General features: G+C 39.6%; 21 protein-coding genes and 1 riboswitch. Of the genes, 9 read left to right on the forward strand and 12 right to left on the reverse strand.

Annotated features, from left to right (window positions below):
- Positions 1–40: 40 nt before the first annotated feature.
- Positions 41–487 carry a hypothetical protein gene (locus tag MJX77_RS08615; RefSeq protein WP_004789125.1) on the reverse strand — a complete coding sequence of 149 codons (447 nt, stop codon included), beginning with the start codon at positions 485–487 and terminating at the stop codon, positions 41–43.
- Positions 488–650: 163 nt separating this feature from the next.
- On the opposite strand from MJX77_RS08615, the gene MJX77_RS08620 reads away from it, so the two are divergent.
- On the forward strand, positions 651–1034 hold the full coding sequence (locus MJX77_RS08620) for an RcnB family protein (RefSeq protein WP_004789127.1): 384 nt from the start codon (positions 651–653) through the stop codon (positions 1032–1034).
- A gap of 48 nt (positions 1035–1082) precedes the next feature.
- On the opposite strand, the gene MJX77_RS08625 is transcribed toward MJX77_RS08620, so the two are convergent.
- From MJX77_RS08625 to MJX77_RS08640, 4 genes are all read right to left on the reverse strand, one after another.
- A complete protein-coding gene (locus MJX77_RS08625; protein WP_013196854.1) occupies positions 1083–1565 on the reverse strand; it encodes a phosphate-starvation-inducible protein PsiE in 483 nt (160 codons plus the stop codon).
- Between the two features lie 122 nt (positions 1566–1687).
- Positions 1688–3469 carry an acyl-CoA dehydrogenase C-terminal domain-containing protein gene (locus MJX77_RS08630; protein ID WP_151988960.1) on the reverse strand — a complete coding sequence of 594 codons (1782 nt, stop codon included), beginning with the start codon at positions 3467–3469 and terminating at the stop codon, positions 1688–1690.
- 167 nt (positions 3470–3636) lie between these two features.
- Positions 3637–5439, reverse strand: a complete 1803-nt coding sequence (locus MJX77_RS08635) for an acyl-CoA dehydrogenase C-terminal domain-containing protein (RefSeq protein WP_252061206.1) — start codon at positions 5437–5439, stop codon at positions 3637–3639.
- A 289-nt stretch (positions 5440–5728) separates the two neighbouring features.
- A complete protein-coding gene (locus tag MJX77_RS08640) occupies positions 5729–6100 on the reverse strand; it encodes a hypothetical protein (protein WP_252061207.1) in 372 nt (123 codons plus the stop codon).
- Positions 6101–6232: 132 nt separating this feature from the next.
- Between MJX77_RS08640 and baeS the strand changes: the two genes are divergently transcribed.
- Both baeS and MJX77_RS08650 read left to right on the forward strand, forming a co-directional pair.
- Complete coding sequence (gene baeS, locus MJX77_RS08645) at positions 6233–7891, forward strand: sensor histidine kinase efflux regulator BaeS (protein ID WP_049838143.1); 1659 nt, start codon at positions 6233–6235, stop codon at positions 7889–7891.
- Between the two features lie 21 nt (positions 7892–7912).
- Entirely contained in the window at positions 7913–8599 is a 687-nt protein-coding gene (locus MJX77_RS08650) for a response regulator (RefSeq protein ID WP_003655179.1), read from the forward strand.
- A 71-nt stretch (positions 8600–8670) separates the two neighbouring features.
- On the opposite strand, the gene MJX77_RS08655 is transcribed toward MJX77_RS08650, so the two are convergent.
- The 3 genes from MJX77_RS08655 to MJX77_RS08665 all read right to left on the reverse strand — a co-directional run bounded on the left by MJX77_RS08655 (position 8671) and on the right by MJX77_RS08665 (position 12043).
- On the reverse strand, positions 8671–9252 hold the full coding sequence (locus MJX77_RS08655) for a L,D-transpeptidase family protein (RefSeq protein ID WP_252061208.1): 582 nt from the start codon (positions 9250–9252) through the stop codon (positions 8671–8673).
- A 76-nt stretch (positions 9253–9328) separates the two neighbouring features.
- Positions 9329–10771 carry a protein adenylyltransferase SelO gene (locus MJX77_RS08660; protein ID WP_252061209.1) on the reverse strand — a complete coding sequence of 481 codons (1443 nt, stop codon included), beginning with the start codon at positions 10769–10771 and terminating at the stop codon, positions 9329–9331.
- 99 nt (positions 10772–10870) lie between these two features.
- On the reverse strand, positions 10871–12043 hold the full coding sequence (locus MJX77_RS08665) for an acyl-CoA desaturase (protein WP_004789144.1): 1173 nt from the start codon (positions 12041–12043) through the stop codon (positions 10871–10873).
- Between the two features lie 208 nt (positions 12044–12251).
- Here MJX77_RS08665 and MJX77_RS08670 point away from each other — a divergent pair, with 208 nt between their 5' ends.
- On the forward strand, positions 12252–12785 hold the full coding sequence (locus MJX77_RS08670; protein ID WP_004789146.1) for an META domain-containing protein: 534 nt from the start codon (positions 12252–12254) through the stop codon (positions 12783–12785).
- A gap of 27 nt (positions 12786–12812) precedes the next feature.
- Here the strand turns inward: MJX77_RS08670 and MJX77_RS08675 are convergent, their stop codons facing one another.
- From MJX77_RS08675 to MJX77_RS08685, 3 genes are all read right to left on the reverse strand, one after another.
- Positions 12813–13526 carry a glycerophosphodiester phosphodiesterase gene (locus MJX77_RS08675; RefSeq protein WP_252061210.1) on the reverse strand — a complete coding sequence of 238 codons (714 nt, stop codon included), beginning with the start codon at positions 13524–13526 and terminating at the stop codon, positions 12813–12815.
- A gap of 74 nt (positions 13527–13600) precedes the next feature.
- Positions 13601–14179, reverse strand: a complete 579-nt coding sequence (locus tag MJX77_RS08680) for a cob(I)yrinic acid a,c-diamide adenosyltransferase (RefSeq protein WP_049838110.1) — start codon at positions 14177–14179, stop codon at positions 13601–13603.
- Between the two features lie 96 nt (positions 14180–14275).
- On the reverse strand, positions 14276–16165 hold the full coding sequence (locus MJX77_RS08685) for a TonB-dependent receptor plug domain-containing protein (RefSeq protein WP_252061211.1): 1890 nt from the start codon (positions 16163–16165) through the stop codon (positions 14276–14278).
- A gap of 36 nt (positions 16166–16201) precedes the next feature.
- Positions 16202–16408, reverse strand: a riboswitch (cobalamin riboswitch).
- Positions 16409–16534: 126 nt separating this feature from the next.
- On the opposite strand from MJX77_RS08685, the gene MJX77_RS08690 reads away from it, so the two are divergent.
- The 4 genes from MJX77_RS08690 to MJX77_RS08705 are packed head-to-tail and all read left to right on the forward strand — an operon-like array spanning position 16535 to position 19963.
- Complete coding sequence (locus tag MJX77_RS08690) at positions 16535–17203, forward strand: phosphoribosylanthranilate isomerase (protein ID WP_252061212.1); 669 nt, start codon at positions 16535–16537, stop codon at positions 17201–17203.
- The gene (gene trpB, locus MJX77_RS08695) at positions 17178–18407 is read left to right on the forward strand and encodes a tryptophan synthase subunit beta (protein ID WP_002116129.1); all 1230 of its coding nucleotides are present in this window, start codon (positions 17178–17180) and stop codon (positions 18405–18407) included. The genes MJX77_RS08690 and trpB overlap by 26 nt, the downstream gene beginning before the upstream one ends.
- Positions 18408–18417: 10 nt before the next feature.
- Positions 18418–18930 (forward strand): DUF1543 domain-containing protein, encoded by a 513-nt coding sequence (locus tag MJX77_RS08700; RefSeq protein WP_252061213.1) that lies wholly within the window; start codon positions 18418–18420, stop codon positions 18928–18930.
- A gap of 37 nt (positions 18931–18967) precedes the next feature.
- Positions 18968–19963, forward strand: coding sequence for a DUF2804 domain-containing protein (locus tag MJX77_RS08705; RefSeq protein ID WP_075383744.1), 996 nt, complete (start codon positions 18968–18970; stop codon positions 19961–19963).
- 8 nt (positions 19964–19971) lie between these two features.
- Here the strand turns inward: MJX77_RS08705 and MJX77_RS08710 are convergent, their stop codons facing one another.
- Positions 19972–20847 (reverse strand): metal-dependent hydrolase, encoded by an 876-nt coding sequence (locus MJX77_RS08710; protein WP_199943770.1) that lies wholly within the window; start codon positions 20845–20847, stop codon positions 19972–19974.
- A gap of 121 nt (positions 20848–20968) precedes the next feature.
- Here MJX77_RS08710 and MJX77_RS08715 point away from each other — a divergent pair, with 121 nt between their 5' ends.
- Positions 20969–22018 carry an AraC family transcriptional regulator gene (locus tag MJX77_RS08715; protein ID WP_252061214.1) on the forward strand — a complete coding sequence of 350 codons (1050 nt, stop codon included), beginning with the start codon at positions 20969–20971 and terminating at the stop codon, positions 22016–22018.
- Positions 22019–22143 lie beyond the last annotated feature (125 nt).

The raw sequence follows: 22143 nt of genomic DNA on the forward strand, positions 1-22143 counted from the left end.
AGAACATCACTGTAAGTAAAGGCTGTGCCATAAGTCGGATTTAAGGCGCTGGAGGAATCAACTGATCCAAAGTCTTATCATCTAACTTTTCTAATTCACTCAAATCAGTCTTAATTTTCCACTGCGACTCATCATCTACAGGATTTGGTAAACGGGCCTCAAGCCAATCACAGACTACATCTGGGTTAAATTCAGGATGGTTACACTGAATAATCCACGATAAAAAGTCTTTCGCTTCACCGTTCATGTATGGCGGTGGAGAAACAGGGAAGAATAAAGTCGGTAGACGTTCGTTCGTCGAGAGATAATTTAAAACATGTCCTAATTCTTGAACTGTTTGCCATGCTAGCGGATGTTCTACATCAATACTGAACTTAAACCACCAAGCATGTTCGCCGTCTGCTCCATGAGCCATGATACGGGCTTCTTGTACGGTTGGAACTTTGCAAAAAAATTGATGAAGACGTTCAAAACTGATTTCAGACACAGCAATTGACCTAGTTTGAAAAATGGTAATGGTAGCACAGATACAGATTCTTCATATTTTCTTTATAGTCATTACAAACAATATCAATCAAAGCTGTTTTATTCATGGTTTCTCCTTGACTCTCTTTTAATCTAGCTTCAGATCAAGATAAAGGAAATAGGTCATGAAAAAGCCAATCGTTCTTGTACTTTCAACATTAATGTTGGGTATGTCAGCTACTGCGATGGCCGATACAAGTCATCGTTGGGACAATAATCATGGTAAAAACTATGATCGATATGAGCATCGTGATGACCGCCGTCATGACTACCGAAATGATCATCGCGCTCCACAGTGGTCAAATGCCGATCGCGGTAAGCACTATGGTCGATATGTAGCATTTAAACGTGGTGATCGTGTTCCAGCAGAATACCGCAATAGTCGCTATTATGTTTCAGACTGGAGATCGCATCGTTTGTATGAGCCACCACGTGGATACCGTTGGGTTAAAACACCTAACCAATATTTACTCGTAGATTCAAAACATCAAATTTATCGTGTTCGTTAATTTTGAAATATAGAATATATAAATGGCCTCAATATTGAGGTCATTTTTTTATGCTAATTCATCATCTTGAGGCTGAGGGGGCTTTAAAGGCGTTGGTGTTTTTGCATGTTTCTCTCTCATCACTGACGGATAATTCCAAGATGCAAAACGAACAACCAAGATAGAAAGAGCTAAAATAAGAATCGAGCCCGTAATAATGACTTGGTCCATATCCGCTTTATGGTCATGTTGGATATCGGAAATGAGTAGGCGGGTTAAGGCTGTAATCGCAACATAAATAAGAAAGCGTACAGGCATATGATTGGTTTTAAAGTAAATTCCAACCATCGCCCCAAGTTCTAAATATATAAATAATAATAAAATATCATCAATTGAAGCATACTTTTTGACAGTCAAAATTTCAAAAACAGTATTGGCCGCGGACCAAGCCACCATACATCCAATAATAAACAGGGCTAAATAGTGGAAGGCTTCTACGGCGTAATGACCAAAACGGTCAAGTATTCGCTCGTATTTTTTAGGATCAGGCATAGTAAGATCTTTTGTTTGTTTCTTAATGTTTAGAAATTAAACAAATTTCATGCCAATGGAAATAGTAAATACAAAATAAAAAAGCGCCTGAATATTCAGACGCTTTTTCATAAAGAACTTAATTAAGCTTGGTTCGTAAAGTAGTCTTCACTGAAGCCCATAATTAAGTCAGAACCCGCTTTAATTTTAGCAATACGTGCATCAATATCCGGCAAGATACGATCAGCAAAGTATTGAGCTAAAGCAAGTTTGTTTTGATAGAAGTCACCAGACTTATCTTTTGCTGCTGCCGCAATTTTTGCAAACATATAAGCGAAGCTGAGTAAGCCAACTGCATGTAGATAATCAACAGCAGCAGCATTCGGGAAGTCTACGTTTTCAGCAGCTTGTTCAATAATAAATTGAGTGATTGCTTCGATTTCAGTTGCAGCATCTAAAGTTGCATCTTTAATGAAGTTCAAATCGGTGTCTAAGTCATTTGCAAAGTCACGAATCTCAGTGATGTATTCAGCAATGAACGCACCGCCACATTTAATGGTTTTACGACCAATTAAATCTTGAGACTGAACGCCGTTCGTTCCTTCGTAGATTTGAGCAATACGGAGATCACGAATACATTGTTCCATGCCCCATTCACGAATATAACCGTGGCCACCAAATACCATCTGGGCATCTAAAGTTGCTTGGAATGCGGTATCTGTGAGGTAAGCTTTAGCAATTGGTGTCAAAAGCGCAACGCGATTATTGGCTTTTTTCACAGCTTCAGCATCAGTTGAGAATTTAGTGATATCAAGCTGTTGACCAACATAGACTGCAAAAGCACGTGATGCTTCATTGTTTGCACGTACGTTTAACAACATACGACGAACATCACCATGGACTAAAATGCTGTCAGCAGGTTTATTTGGTGATTGAACACCAGTTGCACTGCGACCTTGTAAGCGGTCAGTCGCATATTGCGCTGCATTTTGATAAGCAAATTCAGATGCGCCTAAACCTTGGATACCCATAGATAAACGTTCATAGTTCATCATAACGAACATGGCAGCAAGACCTTCGTTTTCTTTACCAACAAGGTAACCTTTTGCTGCATCAAAGTTCATCACACAAGTTGCAGACGCTTTAATCCCCATTTTGTGTTCGATAGAACCTGGGCCAACGAGGTTACGTTCACCTAATGAACCATCCTCATTTACCAAATACTTTGGCACGATGAACAAAGAAATACCGCGTGAACCCGCAGGGGCATCTGGCGTTTTAGCAAGTACTAAATGAATAATGTTTTCTGCTAAATCGTTGTCACCGCCAGTGATAAAGATTTTAGTACCTGTGATGTTATAAGTACCATCTTCATTAGGTTCTGCTTTGGTTTTAATAATACCTAAGTCAGTACCTGCATGTGGCTCGGTTAAGCACATCGTGCCCGACCATTCACCTGAATAAATCTTTGGTAAGTAAGTTTCTTTTTGTTCTTGAGATGCATAGCTGTTTAAAGCCATGCCTGCACCCACAGAAAGAAGCGGGTAGAGCATAAATGATGGGTTAGTTGCAAATAACATTTCATCAGAAAGAACGGTGAGCATTTTTGGCATGCCTTGGCCGCCCCATTCTTCATCGGCACCTAAGCCAATCCAACCACCTTCTGCATATTGACGGAATGCATCTTTAAAACCAGCTGGTGTGAACACCTCGCCGTTTTCATAGCGAGCGCCTTCTTCATCACCGGTACGGTTTAATGGATGAGTCACGTTCTGAGCAAATTTAGCCATTTCTTCTAAAATTGCTTCAGCTGTTGCAGCATCTACATGAGCGAGTTTCTCATTAGACTGCCAAAATTGTTCTGCTTTAAATACATCATTTAAGATGAATTTCATATCAGCTAAAGGAGCATTGTAAATTGGCATAATCGTTCACCTTTTTTGTGCACATTGGCCTGTGCTAGATATCCTGTAAAACGAAATGGATATGGAATTTAAAGTGTAAATTTATCATTGATTTTATAAAAAAAGGACCGTCAAAACTGAGCAGTCCTTTTTTGTTTTTTAACATTGCATATCGCAACTAACTATGGTTAGAAAGCGAAATGTTCAGCGTCTAATGACATCAATGGATCTAGACCACCTGCAATCACGTCTACATGAGAACGTACGCGTGGCAAGATTTTCTTGAAGTAGAAGCGAGCAGTTGTAACTTTCGCGTTATAGAAATCAACATCGGTCGTACCTTCTGCTAATTTCTCTTGTGCAACAAGTGCCATACGAGCCCATAGATACGCTAACGTGATATAACCTGAGAAGTAGAGGTAATCTACAGCAGCAGCGCCTACTTCATCTGGGTTTTGCATTGCGCGCATACCAATTTGCATAGTGAGATCGCCCCATTCTTTGTTAAGAGCTGCAAGCGGCTCAACAAATTCTTTCATGGCAGCGTTGTCTTTATTTGCTTCAACAAATTTGTGAACAATTTTGGTAAAGTCTTTTAGCATTGCGCCTTGAGTTTGCAATACTTTACGGCCTAACAAATCAAGTGCTTGAATTTCAGTTGTACCTTCATACAAACATGAAATACGTGTATCACGTACGATTTGCTCCATGCCATGCTCAGAAATAAAGCCATGACCACCGAAGACTTGAACACCATGCTTAGCAGACTCAGAACCTGTTTCAGTTAAGAATGCTTTTGCAATTGGAGTCAATAAAGACAAGATGTTATCAGCAAACTTACGCTCTTCTTCTGTTTCGCCTTTTTCAACGATGTCAGCATATTGAGCAAGTAAGTAAACAAGTGCACGACCGCCTTCAGCAAATGCTTTTTGAGTTAAAAGCATGTTACGAACAGCAGGGTGAACGATAATTGGGTCTGCATCTTTTTCTGGAGCTTTAGGACCAGAAAGCGAACGCATTGCTAAACGTTCTTTTGCGTAAGTTAACGCACCTTGGAAAGATGATTCAGATGCTGCTAAACCTTGAACCGCAGTGCCAATACGTGCTGTGTTCATGAAGGTAAACATACAGTTCAAACCACGGTTTTCAGGTCCGATCAAGTAACCTTTAGCTTGGTCAAAGTTAATGACACAAGTCGCGTTACCATGGATACCCATTTTGTGCTCGATAGAACCACAACGAACCGCATTACGATCGCCCACAGTACCATCTGCATTTACATGGAATTTAGGAACGATGAATAATGAGATACCTTTGGTACCTTTTGGCGCACCTGGTAAACGAGCAAGAACGATATGGATGATGTTCTCAGCCATGTCATGTTCACCAGCAGAGATAAAGATTTTCTCGCCAGAAATTGCATAGCTACCGTCAGCATTTGGTTCTGCTTTAGAACGGATAATACCTAAGTCAGAACCTGCATGAGATTCAGTTAAGCACATCGTACCTGTCCAAACACCTGAAACAAGGTTTGGTAAATAAGTATTTTTTTGTTCATCAGAACCATGATGTTCTAATGTACGTACAGCTCCGTGAGACAAGCCAGGGTACATACCCCAAGACCAGTTTGCTGTACCAACCATTTCAGAAATTGCAATACCTAAAGAGTTAGGTAAAGCCTGACCACCGTATTGTTCTTCTGCTGATAAAGACGGAAAGCCAAGTTCAATATATTTTTGATAAGCTTCTTTAAAGCCTGTTGGAGTGGTAACTACGCCATCATTCCAAGTACAACCTTCACGGTCGCCAACTTGGTTTAAAGGAGAAAGTTCATTTTCACAAAAGTCTGCCGCAGCTTCTAAATATTGATCAACCAATTCACGGCTTACGTTACCTTGGAAATCAGGTAATTTTGCATAGTGTTCTTCAGCATTTAATAATTCATGCAAAACGAATTGCATATCACGTAAGGGCGCTTTGTATTGTGGCATATCGGGTTCCTCAATACTGGTGAAACCAGAGTTATAATCTTAATCTATGAGAATGTGCCATGAGGCACCTTGGACTATTACATCGTGCAACAACTTGCATAACTGCACAAGCACCTCAGGACCTTTACTTTGTGACTGCAAAGTCAAGAAAAAAATGCTTAAACTAGCTAAGTGCTTTGAGTGTAAACACTTTTGGTTATCTTTATATGATACAAATAGTCAAAATCGTAAACAGTTATGTATAAACAAAAGGCGCCTATAGGCGCCTTTTGTTTCATGATTTTTAGAATTATTTTGCTTGAGCTGATGCAGGAGCGTTAACTGGTGGTTGAGGGCGCTTTGGTTCAAAACGAAGGTTACAAGTACCTTCAAGTGTCTTATCTCCAACTTGAACATTTACTGCTTGGCCGTTGGCCTTGCCATCACATGCTTTTTGGATTTGTTCAAAGCGAGCTTGACGTTCGGCACGGTGCTGTTCCCATGCTGCTTTTTGTTCTGGTGTGAACTCACGATGTTTCATACGGTGGTGGCCTTCACGTGGGCCATCTTGCATCATTCCACGCTCAGGTTTAGGTGGTTGAGTCGTCGATTGACACGCCGCTAAACTTCCCATTGTTACAATTGCCGCACTGAATAATGCAATTTTTGCCGTCATTTTCATATTTAAAGCCTTTTAATGTTGTGTTTACTGATCGCTTAAAGATTAGATAATAAAGATGTAGAAACAATGGAGAGTTTTTCTTTTCGTTGTTGGTTACAATGCGAAATATAGGGTAAAAATGAGAGAGTGCTTTTGAACGTTCTACGTGTTCCCATTGCATTACGGTTGTTTTTGACAGTCTTGCTCACCACATTGCTTATTGCGACTGCAAGTTTGAGCGTTTTGCACTGGACAATGCAAAAGAACTTTGCCAAATATGTGGCTGACGTTGAAATGCAGAAGCTTGACCGACTCATTACCAATCTAGGCGATGTCTATACGGTGTACCATGATTGGGGGAATGCGATTCAGGCACAGATTTTACAAATTGAAGGAACCGCTGCTCCTGACGACTACGATCGTCTCTCGCAGTGGTGGCTTCGTCGTCAATATGACATTGCCATACAACAGCATTCTTTCGATGAACATGCCCTTATTAATATTTCACCGCAAGTTGCACCGACAAATAAAAATACTATTTTTAGCGATGAAGAGTTAAGAACGCTTGAGCAAAATTTACCTTCTCAATATCAACCCTTTGAAGGATTAAGATTCCCCTTAAGCGCAAACCAATTTCGCCCAAGTGATGATAAAAATAAGTCTAAGAAAGGGAGCTTAAAAGATATTGAAACTCAAAATGGTAAAAAGCGTTTTATTGCTTTGCCCGACCGTTTAGGTTTGAGCTCACGTTTATCTTTATATGATGCACGACACCAGTTTGTTGTAGGTGAGCCACCTTCTTCAGATCAAATGTCATTTCGCCCGATTATCTTAAACAATCAAGTGGTTGGATATTTAGGTTTAAAACCTGTTCTAGATAAAGAAGATGCTTTGAGTATTAATTTCTTTAGTAACCAAAAGCGCTATTTACTCTTAATTTATGCTTTAACCTTACTTTCAAGTTTAGTTGCAGCGCTATTGATGGCGACTTATTTTAAAAAGCCGATTCAGCGTTTATTAAATGCAACCAATGAATTAACGAAAGGAAATTATCAACATCAAGTTGTTATTAAACGAAATGATGAGTTGGGCGATTTATCAACTCAATTGAACCATTTAGCAGAAATTTTACATCAGCATGAAGAGTCGCGACGTCAATGGGTGGCAGATACTTCTCATGAGCTAAAAACGCCGTTGGCTGTATTACAAGCACAAATTGAAGCGATGCAAGACGGGATTCGAAAAGCAACCCCTGAACATTTAGATGCAATGATGCGTCAGGTTTCAAGCTTGAAAAAATTGACTCAAGACCTTGCAGATCTGGCACAGGCAGATGCTCAGCAGCTTAAGTGTTATTTAAGTTCTGTTAATCCGTGGGAAGTGGTATTACAGGAAGTAGAAAACTTTAAACCTAAACTTGAGCAGGCTGGTCTCGAAATTCAAGTTGAAGGAACAAGTTCTCCGCTATTATTAGACCGTGATCGGTTTAAACAGATTATTGTTAATTTAATTAGTAATAGTATTCGTTATACAGAAACAGGTGGCAAAATTCATATTCATACAGCTCAAACTCCGCAGGAGTGGACTTTGTATGTCGATGACAGCCCATTTGGTTTAAACGATGAGCAGTTATCCCGTTTAGGTGAACGTTTCTATCGCGTAGATGATTCGCGTACGCGTAGTACAGGTGGAACAGGGCTAGGCTTGGCTTTGTCTTGTAAAATTGCGCAGGCGCTTGGTGGTACACTGAGTTTTGAACATTCACCGTTAGGTGGTTTACGTTGTGTGCTCACTTTTAAAAAGCAGAGTTAAATATAAAAGGAAAAATATCTCATGAAACATGTGATGTTGGTTGAAGATGAAGTCGAATTAGCGCATTTAGTGCGTGATTATCTTGAAGCTGCCGGTTTTGAAGTAAGTATGTTTCATGATGGTCAAGATGCTTATGCGAGTTTCCAGCAACGTAAACCTAATTTAATGGTTCTGGACTTAATGGTTCCACGAATGGATGGTTTGACCATTTGCCGTAAAGTTCGTGAACAATCAGATTTACCGATTATTATGGTCACTGCCCGTACCGAAGAAATTGACCGTGTGTTAGGTCTGAATATGGGCGCTGATGATTACGTATGTAAACCATTTAGTCCAAAAGAATTGGTAGCTCGCGTACAAGCTGTTCTGCGCCGTTTAGAGCGTAAGGCAGAGCCTGAACAAAATGATTCGTTCCGAATTGATAAAGCACAGCAAAGAATTTGGTATCAACAAAAATCATTGAGCTTAACACCAACCGAATTTCGCTTACTTGAGCTATTTTTAGAGCATGTAGGGCAAGTGTATTCACGTGCACAATTATTGGATCATATTAATCCAGATAGTTTTGACGTTGCCGACCGTGTGATTGACAGCCATATCAAAAACTTGCGCCGAAAAATTAGCGAAGCGGCTGAAACTGGTAACCGTCATGAATGGATTCAAGCTGTTTATGGTGTAGGTTACCGCTTCGAATATCCAGAAGAGTAAAACACTCGCGAAAGTTATTCTGTGGATAACCACAATGTTATCCACAGAAAATGTGGATAGTTTTAAAGATTTTATGGATAAATAATAATCTTCGTATGATTTGGTACCAATTGCCAAATCTCATCTATATCTGCATTTCTAACCGCAATACATCCTAATGTCCAATCCTTATGGGGCATATAAGTCGAGCTAAAAGGCATAGATAAAAAGGATTTTGGAACTGATCCATGAATCATGATATTTCCACCTGTTGGTTGATTATATTGCTTGGCATAAGCAATATCTTTCGTATCGGGATAGGAAATATGCAATGATTTATAGAAAGCACTTTGTGGATTGCGCCAATCTATAGAATAAACACCTTCAGGCGTTTTACCGTCATTTTCAAAATGTTTATGTCCTTCAGGGTTAAAGCCTAAACGAATAGGATAACGACGAATTACTTCCTGATTACTTTTGAGTAGAAGTATCCGTTGATTTTTAAACACTTCAATTGAGGTGATGGGTTTTGTTTTGATTATTTCAAGGACCTCTTCATTTGAAAGCGCTTGATGACTTGGCGTAAAAGTTGGTAAATATTTTTCATATTTATAAAAAGCGATTCCGAGTGGAACTATAAGAAGTGTACAAATAATGATAGGTCTAATTTTCATATATTATTCTTTGATGCTTAAAAACTCTCTTAATCCACTACCAAAGTGGTTTAAGAGAGTTTTAGTTTTTAAAGTATTAAGAAGAACAGCTGACAGCTACGTCTGGTACGTCACTTGGTAACGGGCCTAAATCTTGTGGCTGTTCGAGCTCTGGTTGTCTTGTATATGGCTGATCAAGCAGCTTAAACAAACGGTCTACTTCGCTAAAATCATCTCGTTCTGCTGCTTCGATAGCACGCTGAGCCATGTGATTACGTAAAATATAAATCGGATTTGCTTGCTGCATGTTTGCATCAAGTTCAGCAGTATCTTGATGTTCACGAATACTTTGATATTGGCTAAGAAACTCATCAAACTGTCGAATATCAAGGCAATCATCTCGTAGAGTCTTATATTCTTTATTTTGAAGTCGGATAAAGCTCTGAGTGTAATCAAGTTGTTCAGTTTGTAAGATTTTTAAAAAACTAAAACTACAATCAAGACTGTCTTTATGAAAATGGGGAAGTCCCATTTTTTGACATAAACCAGTTGTATAATGTTCAATAAAAGTCGGTTCAAATTGTTCTAAGCAACGCGCTAACTCTTCTTTGAACTGATCCTTTTGTTCAGGTTCAGCAAGTGGAATCAAGTTGTTTAACCACGTCCATAAATTCCAATGGCCTATGCTTGGCTGATTTTGATAAGTATAACGGCCTTGGTAATCTGAGTGGTTATTAATCCAGTTCGGGCGGAAGCGTTCCATAAAACCATATGGACCAAAATCGAGTGTTGAACCAGTAATATTTAAGTTGTCGGTATTCATCACGCCATGAGCAAACCCAACCAATTGCCATTTCGCAATCATGATTGCAGTCCGCTCAATTACCTTTTTGGCAAAGGATAAAATAGGATTCTCAGTTTCTAGACACTCAGGATAATGCCATTCAATACATTTTTGAGTAAATTCTGACAGTAACTCTGGAGCGTATTGATTAATCCATTCGAAATGTCCTAAACGGATATGACATTCAGATGTTCTGAGCAGCATTGCGCCTAACTCTAATTTTTCGCGCTGTACCCCTTGAGTAGAGGTCGTAAAACCTACCGCGTGACTAGAAGCGACGCCTAAAGCATTTAAAGCATGCCCAGCTAAATATTCGCGGACAACGGAACGCAGCACTGCACGTCCATCTCCCATTCTTGAATAAGGGGTAGGGCCTGCACCTTTTAGATGTAGGTCGATGGTTTGACCCTTTGTATTGAGTATTTGTGCAATCAGTAAGCCACGACCATCACCGAGTTGTCCTGCCCATTGTCCAAATTGGTGGCCAGCATAGACCATCGCCAGAGAAGGGAATTCAGAGAAAGTACGCTGTCCGCTACAGATTTCAACCCATGCATTTTTTTCGTCTTCTGACCATTGCAGTTCATCTGCCAAAGCGGCATTGAAATGGCCTGCTTTTGCACCACGCAAAGGAGATGGCTGCTGAATATGGAATAATTTAGAAGGAAGTGAAGGGTAGAGCGGATGAAATTGCATGGTCTTGGCAAAATAGAGAGAGCGGATTTCACTATACCATAGTTAAAAAGCAGGCATAAAAATAGCTCCCGAAAGAGCTATTTTTGATCAGAATTTATTTTAGTCTGACACCACGTTGGTATTCTTTTTAACACTACGCATAAGTGTTTCTAAGCATTCACGGTGATGACTTAAACGGTGTTCAAGCAATTGAAAATCAACTTTAAGCTTGTGATCCATTCTATGAATCTTTTCAGCCATTGCTGCTTTTTTCGCTTGTAACTCTTGTTCTTTAAGCTTTGCCCAATCATTTAAAGTATGGGTAAATGCTTCGTATTCTTGTGCAATACGTTGTTTCATTTGACTAATGTCAGCATTTACATCATGACCATAGATAGCAAGATCTTGCTCGGCATATTTAAACTTCATCGCCAGTTCTGCTTTTTTAATATTAAAGCTTGGAATACGACGTAAATTTTTAGCTAAACCAAGTTTAGAACAAGACCAAATCAACCATTTTGTTGGGTCATATTGCCACCATTTCACACCGTTACGATAATCGTATTGGAAGATATGGTGATAGTTGTGGTAACCCTCGCCCCAAGTAGCGATAGCTAACCAGAAATTATCACGTGCCGAGTTTTCGTCTGTATAAGGACGTTTACCGAACATATGACAAAGTGAGTTAATAAAGAAAGTCACTTGATGGCTAATGATTAAGCGTAAGAGACCACCTATGAGGACCACACCCCATAAATCGCCAGTTGCCCAACCAATTAAACCTAAAATTCCAACATGAACCGCAACTACGAGTAAACCATAGTATTTATGCTGGAACATAACCAATTTATCATTGAGCAAGTCAGGTGCATTTTTAAAGTCAGGCTCAGATGGAGAATGATCGCGGATCATCCAACCCATATGGGCATACCAAAAACCACGCTCAATTGAATATGGATCTTCATCGACATGATCAACATGTCTGTGGTGAGTACGGTGACCAGATGCCCAGAACAAAATACTATTTTGTACGGCAAAAGTTCCACCGATCATTAAAAGAATTTTAAGCGGTAACGACGCTTCGTAAGCTCGGTGAGCCCACAGGCGGTGATAACCAGCAGTAATCCCCATACTACTTAGAGCTAAAAGAAAAAATAAGCTTACCCATGCGCTTACACTAAAATCATAATAATACGCGTAAATCGGGATTATGATTGCGGCAAGAATTGGTAAACCAATTAAGGTAATGCTAGCGGTCCAGTTAATTGGGGCTTTGAGTGGGGCGGAAGTCATATCCGGCAGCGCTCCTAGAATCCTTGTCAGACAAGGTACAAAGACAAAACGACATAGCAAAACCGATCATCAAGATATATTGCTATTCTATCCTTCATATTAGCACGTGCTTAGTGAGAATCACTAGCATTATTGTACAGATGTATTGAAAGAACGGTAACAGAATTAAACTATGTCACAGAGTTTTTCAAGTAGGAGAAGTTGTTTAATGAACGTACAACGATTGAAAAAAAAGAACAGCATTGATATTGCAAGGAAATTATCATTGAAGTGTATCTTGGTCACAATCAGTCTTGTATTAGCCGCATGTCAAAGTGCACCCGATCAAAATACAAAAAAAGTTCAAACAAAAAAAACAGTTCATCATGTTCAATCGCCTGTTGTAAAAAAGAGAGTGAGTGCTGATGGCATTCAAGATATTGATTGGCAGATTACTCAGATCAGTGGCCATAAGGCAAAATTCTTTACACAGTGGCCGACTCTCTCTTTAAATTCTGCTATCAAAACAGTATCAGGCCATACTGGATGTAACGCAGTTTTTGGTCGTTATACATTTGATTTTAGCCAGCAAAAACTTGATATGCAGGTTAATGCAGGGCATTTAAGCTGTGATGGTGCTTTGGCTCAAGAAGCAGAGCTGGTGGATGCTTTGCAACGTATTCAACGTTTCCAGCTCGTAGGTAATACGTTATATCTGCTTGATCAGAGTGGACAACGCCTTATTCAGGCACAAAAGAAATAAAAGGTGGTTTTACCACCTTTTTTATATTTATAGAGCTTGTAACATCGTGGTTGGAATATCTGTAATTAGCCCTTGTACATCTAAATCCCTAAGCCTTTTTGCTCTTTCTACATCATTCACTGTCCAGACACTAATATTTAAGTTGGCCTGCTGTGAAAGCTGAATCATTTCATCTGTTGCGAGTTGATCGTGCCAGCCAATATGACAGCAACCATATTGATGAGCGAGTTCAATTGCTGTTGCTCCAACTGGAAGCTCCACTAACAATCCACGTTTGAATTGAGAGTTTATATCGCGTAAGGCAGTTAAAATTTGAAGATCAAAGCTTGTGATGGTGATGACTTTCTCAAAACCTTGTAATTCGGCCTCAAGCTTTTGAGCAATTTTTTCTGCTAAAACCATGTCTCTTACAGCTTTCACTTCGACTTCAATATGATCGAAGTTATCAAGTAATTTTAAAACGCCTGTGAGTGTTGGTGTTGGCTCTGAATTTGGCCAGTCAGGCCAATTTTGACGATGATCAAATGAGAGTGCTTGAGCCAAAGTAGATTGCTCAACAATTTGATCGACTCCAGCTGTACGTAAAAAATTATCATCATGGATCACGACCAACTCTTCGTCTTGAAGCTGACGAATATCAAATTCGACACCACGAATACCTAAATTTTTTATGTGCTGAAACCCACCTAGTGTATTTTCAGGAGCTTCTCGACGTGCACCACGATGACCAATAATGCGCATAATTTTCTTCTATGAAATATTTTGACTATGGTCTCTTTAAAAAGAGCAGAGACCATGTTTAATCTAATCTATTTTTAAATAATCTCATTAATATTTTTTTGCCAAAGTACTTCTTGGCCGCCCTCGGCACGTTGTAAAGCACGAGATGCAACAAACAACCAGTCAGACAGGCGGTTTAAAAGCTGGAGCGCCGTGGTTTGAATGTTTTGATCACGTGTTTGTACTGACAGTAGAGATCGTTCTGCCCGGCGACAAACGGCACGGGCTTGATGGGCATAACTGCAAGTTAAAGAGCCTGATGGCAGAATAAACTCTTTAAGCATTGGTAAGTCTTCATTCATACGGTCAATTTCTTTTTCAAGAAATTCAATACAAACGGGCTCAAGTAAATTGTAGTTTGGAATACAAACCTCTCCACCTAAATCAAAAAGCCAATGCTGAACAAGGCTGAGACTTTTATCCCAATCCGCTTTGTTGGTCACTTGACTGGCTGTGATTTGAGCACGAAGTACCCCAATAATGGCATTGAGTTCATCGACATCACCAAGTGCTGCAATTCGTAAATCATCTTTAGCAACACGAGAGCCATCGCCTAAACCTGTTGTGCCTGAGTCGCCTGTGCGTGTATAGATTTTGCTTAAACGGTGTCCCATGATGGATATCCTGAACATAAAAAAGGGGATAATGTCGGTCAGAACATTACCCCGAAACTGGAGTTAAGAAAATATTTTTATAATCAGAGTGAAAAATTAATAACGGAAAGTGACCCCAACAGAAGCTTGGCGGCCACCGTTGATATACCAGTATTCTGGAGAGAATGAAGATTGGGGATTGTATACTGTCTTATTACGCACATCACCAATATTCTGGATGTTCGTAAATAGCTTTACGTTTGGGTTGAGATTCCAAAAAGCGTTTAAATCAACAGTTGCGTAACCCGGAACTTTAACTGAGTTTATTGTATTGTCAGCATTAGCTTTTGAACGTGCGATTAATGATGCATTTACACCATAGACTCCATCATCATAGCCAGCTGAGAATGTTATAGTTTGGTGAGGGCGGTAAGCAACATCATAACTTTGACCTGTTAAGTTATCAGTAGCGCGGCTTTTAATATATGAATATTCAATATTTGAAAAATATTCATTCAGCTTCCATATAACTCCTGCTTCGCCACCTGTTATACGTGCTTTATTTAAATTTACGTAAGTACTCTTATTATCTATCTTGCCAAAGCTAATAAGATTTTTGATATCTGTGTAATATGCAGACATATAAACAGAAAGTCCATAAGCTAATTTTTGGTCAACACCAAGTTCATATGCCGTACTTTCTTCAGGTTTTAAATTAGGATTGCCTTGAAAATTGAGTTGATAATAATAGCCATATAACTGTTCAAGGGTTGGGGCTTTAAATGCTGTTCCCATATTTGCATAAATACTTGTAAGAGGTGCTATTTGATAACGTGCTGCAACCTGGCCAACTGTATGAGTGCCAAACCAATCGTTATCTTCTACTCGAACCCCAGCTTGAGTATGAATACCATCACTATTGTATTGATGTTGGATGTAATATCCGGTGGTATCTAACTTTTCTTTGTTGCCAATGAATGAAGCTGAGCTGTATTCACTACGATTAGTATCTACACCAGCAAGTAAATTTTGAGTAGTAGTAAAATTCCACTTAGCATTGATATCCCCTTCATTCGCCTTAGCATTGTAATGGGAATCAGGATCTCCTAAATAAGTCTGGTTATTTTTAGTGTTTGAATATCGAGCATTTAAAGCAAGGTTTGGATTAATATTGTAACTTGCTAACCAATTGATGAGCTGATTTTCAAATTCTTTTTGTGAAGTGTTGTGGTAGTAATCACTAGTATAGTTATTTGTTCCTTTATTTTGACTGAGGGCTAAACTTGTTTTGAATACCTCATTATCATATCCAATTTTTGTACTATATCCTTTTTGATCATAAGGTGCTTTTTCCTTATCATCCTGAATATCTAAAATAGAGGTTCCATCAGTTTCTAGTCTCTGTCCACGTATTTGAGCATAGAAACCTTGTGGCGAAACAATATCAGCACCTACAATAGCTTTATAAGTATTATCTTCTCCATATATACCCGTGACAAAGGCATTATTTTTTTTAGGAGTATTACTGATCAGTTGAATAGCACCACTAATCGCATCACTACCATATTGTACAGAAGCAGGTCCTTTCAAAATCTCAATTTGGTCTACATCTGTCAGATCCATGAATTCTGGAGTAAGAGGACCTAATCCATTCTGACTATTAATGCGCGCACCATCTTTAAGCAATAAAGTATGTCCAGTTCGACCACCTCGTAAAGATAGATCCGCAAGTTGGCCAACTCCACCTGATTGTTTTACGTAAATAGATGCATCTTTTTGCAAGATGTCAGATAGATTTAAAGCAGGATTTTTTTCAATTTCTTCTTTAGAAATCACTGAAATACGCGCCGGAACTTCACTCGCTTTTTCAGCACTTTTTGAAGCAGTCACTACAATTGGATCAAGCTGAGTTGCGTTGGTTGTATCTTCAGCAAAAATAACAGGTGAAAACCCCATCGCAATAGCGATAGCCCCTACCAGACGAGTAGGTTGAAAAGTCTTAGACATAACATGCTCCATACATTCACCCCACGTGAATGATCGGGTAGATAGATGAAACAAGTAGGTCTCCGGACTTCAGCGCCATATTCATGTTATGGACATATTCACCTTCCCACATGACTGCAGTGGTGTAAGTCGATATCGACTTAAAAAATATGCTTTACATTGTTACCGTTGCGGGGGCAGTGCCGGACTTTCACCAGCTTCCCTAAAGCATTAATTGCTTACACTTGCTTCCAATTTTACGCAGTATAAAGTGGCGATTTATTTCATACAATGTCATTTGAAGCAATTCCCAGAGAACTTTTACGCAAGGGACAAAAATTGCATTACAATGGCGTTTATTTTAAGAAATGGTTGTAGTTTAGGCAGATCATGAGCCCATCAAACCAAAAACGTACACGCGCAAAAATCTGTGGAATTACTCGCTTTCAAGATGTTCAGGCAGTTGTTGCTGCTGGAGCAGATGCGATAGGTTTTGTTTTTTTCCCGCCAAGTCCAAGACATGTGACAGTTGCAGCGGTTCAAGAGTTTACAAAAGTAATTCCACCTTATGTACAAATGGTTGGTTTGTTTGTGAATGCAAGTGCCACTGAAATTCAGGATGTACTTGATTGTGTTCCCCTAGATGTATTACAACTACATGGCGATGAAACTCCAGAACAATGTCAGGAAATAGCTCGCCATTGTAAGCGTCGCTGGTATAAAGCGATTCAGGTTAAACCTGATTTAGATGTAATTGCTGAAATTCAAAAATATCAGGCGGCTGGTGCCAGTGCTGTATTGCTCGATGCGTGGCATCCTGAGCTTAAAGGGGGCACAGGGCATCAGTTTGACTGGTCTAAATTCCCAAAACTTGATATTCCTTTAATCTTGGCAGGTGGTTTAACCCCTGACAATGTCATAGACGCTATTCATACTACCGGTGCTTTTGCAGTAGATGTGAGCGGAGGCGTAGAATCCGCAAAAGGTATAAAAGACCAACAACTCATTGAACGATTTATGCAAGGAGTCCAACGTGGATCAGCAAAACAATGTGATTGACTATACACAGTACCCAGATGCTGCAGGGCATTTTGGTATCCATGGCGGACGTTTTGTGTCAGAAACTTTAATGGCGGCATTAGAAGATTTAGAAAACCTCTATTCCCGCATGAAAAATGATGAACAGTTTCTGGCAGAATTCGACCGCGATCTCGCCTACTATGTAGGTCGTCCTAGTCCACTTTATTATGCTGAGCGATGGTCAAAAGAGTTAGGTGGTGCGCAAATTTATCTTAAACGTGAAGACTTGAACCATACAGGCTCACATAAGGTAAATAACACGATTGGTCAGGCGTTATTGGCAAAGCTTTCTGGTAAAAAACGTATTATTGCCGAGACTGGTGCTGGGCAACATGGTGTTGCAACTGCAACGATTGCAGCACGTTTAGGTCTTGAATGTGTTGTTTATATGGGTGCTGAAGACGTTAAGCGCCAAGCCATGAACGTTTATCGTATGCGCTTATTGGGAGCGACTGTTGTTCCTGTACAAAGTGGTTCTAAAACGCTGAAAGATGCCATGAACGAAGCAATGCGTGACTGGGTAACTAACGTTGATACGACGTACTATGTAATTGGTACAGTTGCAGGCCCACATCCATATCCTCAACTCGTTCGTGACTTCCAGTCGATTATTGGCCGTGAAGCACGTAAACAGATCTTGGAGCAAGCCGGTCGCTTACCAGATGCATTGGTTGCATGCGTGGGTGGCGGTTCAAATGCAATGGGCTTGTTCTATCCATTCTTAAACGATGCGAATGTGAAAATGTATGGTGTTGAAGCGGCTGGTTTTGGTATTGAAACTGGTAAACACTCTGCGCCGTTAAATGCAGGCCATGTGGGCGTATTGCACGGTAACCGTACTTACTTGATGAGTGATGAACAAGGTCAGATTATTGAGACACATAGTATCTCAGCTGGTCTTGACTATCCGGGTGTCGGTCCTGAACATAGCTTCTTGAAAGATATGAAGCGCGTAGAATACGTGCCGATTAATGATACAGAAGCTTTGCAAGGTTTCCGTGATTTAACCAAAATCGAAGGGATTATTCCTGCACTTGAAAGCTCACATGCAATGGCATACGTTTCTAAGCTTGCACCAACCATGTCTAAAGATCAGATTATTATTGCGACTGTTTCAGGTCGTGGTGATAAAGATTTAATGACAGTTGCACGCATTGATGGCGTAGAAATGGTTGAGATGTAAGAGAACTATAATGCCAAGTTTGTTTATGGTGATGTTAGGCGGGCGTCATGCACGTGCTAATACAGAAGTTCATGATGTAGTCATGGCTGTAGGAGATACTTTGGAAGAAGTTTATCCTCAACTTAAACAGGCTTGGTTTGGTGAGGCTCAAGGATTGCATATTGATGCTTGGGCCAAGCTTTCTGGTGTTAGCTCTCAAGTGCAAAATTATCAAATTCATTTTACAGATGCAGCACCCAAACCAGATGATTTAAAATTATATTTAATTAATCTGGGTGGATATAATGCTCGTGAATTCGGTGAACTTCACCGTTATGAGTTTGTAGTTGCACCAAACGCTGTCGTTGCAAAACAATTAGGTAAACAATTTATAGATCAACAGTGGCAAAAAGCACACACAGATCGAGTCATTGATATTGATGACTGCTTAGCGATAGATTGTGTAGCAGGGCGCTATATTCATTTAATAAAAGGTGATTTTGCTGCAACAATTTGGGAAAATACGTATTTGACCGTGGTATAGGTCATTTGAAATCTAATATTCATATGGAAGTGGGTAAATGGATTTAATTCAAGAAAATGGACAGCCTCGTTATGGGCGTTTTGAATCTGTACCGTCAACCATTCACGTACAACATTATATTTATAAAACCCCTTATGGTAAGGTCTTAAAGGGCTGGCGTAAGCAATTAAAATATAAAAAATTTAAATTCTGCGGTATTCAACACAAACATTATAGTATTGGTTTAGCGATTGCAGATATCGGTTGGGTCGGGCACGGTTTTTTCTATATTTATGATCATGAAACTCAGCAGGTCATAGAGTGGAATGCAATTCAGCCTTTGGGGCATAAAACCTATCTTGATGAACAGCCATTGTTTAATCAAAGCTATTTTTCTAAATCGCCTTATCAGTTTGATATCCAGCATGCCAATGGGGTGCGGTACATTCGAGTGACCAAATATGGTGAGATTCAACTCAGCGCTCGTATTTTTTGTGCTGGAACCGATATATTAAGTTTATGTACTCCAACGGGAATTAATGGGTGGACCTATACCCAAAAGCAGACCACGCTTGCTGTAGAAGGGATGTTTATTAATAAACAAAATCAAGTCGTCCAATTTGATGAAAAGACATTTGCATCTCTAGATGATACATGTGGTTTTTTGCGACCTGAAACAGCTTGGTTCTGGCTTTCATGTAATTTCTGGGATGAGCAAGGGCGGCGTATCGGTTTAAATTTAGCTTCTGGTGTGAATGAAAGCTTTGGTAATGAAAATTGCTTATGGATTAACGGAGTTTTATTTCCACTGACTGATGTTTTATTTGAAAAAGTAAATGATGAACTTTGGAAAATTAGCTCTCTAGATCAAAAACTTAATCTACAGGTCCATATTGGTTGGTGCCGATACGAAAATATTAATTTAAGAATGATCGGCAGCCAGTTCAATCAGTGGCAAGCTAAAATTAGCGGCACGATTGAGCATGAGGCAACTGATATAATCAATTGCAATGAGCAATACGGTTTACTAGAACAACATTATGCAAAATGGTAACAAGCAGGTTATAAACCTGCTTGCCAAAATGCTTCACCAGCTGCAATAGGATCATTGGTCTTTTCAAGTGTTTCAATCCAGACTGGATATTGACGAATGACCGGATGCTGACTTGGATGAAAATCTTTTTTAAACCAATCTAAATATTGGCTTTTCATAGCAGTTAATGTGCCATTTTTGCCGAAGAACCAAGGTAAGCCTTTAAGGCTCATTAAGAGTCTTTCTCTTGGACTAAAGCCATCACATTTCAACATGATGTTGGTGCGGTAGAGTGTAAAGCCAAACATGAGTACTGTTGTAAGAACCAATACAAATCGACGAGTCGACTCAGGAACTTCGCCTACTTGTTTCATGACATCAAAAGCAACATCACGATGCTCCATCTCTTCAATGGCATGCCAAGCAAACAGCGCTCGGACATACGGGTGAGCATTTTCCAAAGTTTTTCTATTGCTATAAAACGTTTCTGCCATTAATGCAGTTAAATGTTCAGCTGCTGCCGTCATTGCAATATTGTATTGCGGTGAGCGTTTGGTGAGTTCAAAACGAAAAATTCTTTTTAATGTAGCTGTGAATTGGTCAACAGGCATACCTTGTTCTTTCATGAGCTGATTCATTTTGTCATGAGCAATACCGTGTTGAGCTTCTTGTTTAATAAAGTCCACAACTCGTTTTTGTAGTTCTGGATCTTCAATTTTGTCACGGAACATACGAACGCATTCGATAAAATAACGCTCTCCATCAGGAAAGGTTAAGCTGAGTGCATCAAACATACGAGTCAAAAAAGGATCATTATTAAACCAAAAGCGAGGCGCTTCGTTTAAATGAAAATCTAGATCTTTACGAACCACTGGCTCGACTTGATAAGAAACATGTGCGTTCATATTTTATTTCTCGCATCTAACTTGTTCACTAGTATGTCGCGGCTGGTCGGCTTTGTTTTGACAGTTATTGCCAATTTTTATACAGTTTGCGACAAGATGGCAGTAAAAAAAAGGATGCGCCATGCAGGATTTTACGATTTCAAATGGGTATTTTTACCTTTGGAATACTTACTTAAAAGAAAGGGAAATGGACTGGCAGGCATTAAATCTGACGGATGTTCAGGCCCGACAAGTTCAAAATATTTTAGCTTCGTCTATTGATGCTCAATCATCGTTAAATTTTTTTCTTGAGCTTTTAGAGCTAACCGAATCTCAGCTACAAGTTTCCAATTTAGCTTTGGAAATGGCCACTTGCATTACACCTGCTAATTTTGGTGTATTGGGCTACATGGCATCCCGAAGTGGCAGTTTTGCCGAGGTTCTTGAATATATTATGAAGTTTCATCGTCTGGTGATTGACGGTGAACAAGTGGTGCCTATGCAAATTGAGCAAGATGCTTCAAAAATTCGTTTGTATTGGCCGTTGGTTGATGACAGCAATATCATACTTTGTGAATTGACTTTGGCCGCGATGGTACAGCTTGCTAAACAGATAGCCCCACTACATGATTTTCTCTTGCAACAAGTTGAGTTCGTGCACCGTGCACGTGGCCCGTTAGTGCACTATCAGCGTTTCTTTCAATGCAAATTATCATTTGAAAAACCTTACTATGCATTAACTTTTGCAAGTGAGGGACTAAGTATTCGTCCTCAGCATGCAGACCCAACCTTAATGCAACTTTTAGTGAAACAGGCAGAAGAAGCATTAGCTCAGCGTAAAATACATACAGATTTAGCTCAGCAAATACATTGGATCGTCCATGAATATTTTAAGCAAAGGCAGCAGGCCCCTAAAATAGAAGATATTGCCATCGAGTTGAATATTTCGGTACGAAGCTTGCAGCGCCAACTACAGTCATTAAACACTTCATTTAAATTAATTTTAGATGCAGAGCGTATGAAGCGCTGTGAGATATTACTTAACCAAAATGCCAGCCTCACTTTAATTGCTGAACAATTGGGATATTCGGACCAGTCAGCACTTGCACGTGCCCATAAAAATTTGACAGGACAAACCCTATTAGCAAGAAAAAGACAATTACAGCTAATAAATAAAAATGCAATAAAATAGCCTTTCTGTGGCGATTTTCTATTCAGATGACGATCTAATAATGGCTCGAAAATAGGAAGCTTTGATCATTGAGAAAAGTTTCAAAATATTGATAAATGTACGCCATGGGTTGTATGAATCATACA

The sequence above is a fragment of the Acinetobacter sp. AHP123 genome, from assembly GCF_023757925.1.
Lineage (GTDB): Bacteria > Pseudomonadota > Gammaproteobacteria > Pseudomonadales > Moraxellaceae > Acinetobacter > Acinetobacter oleivorans.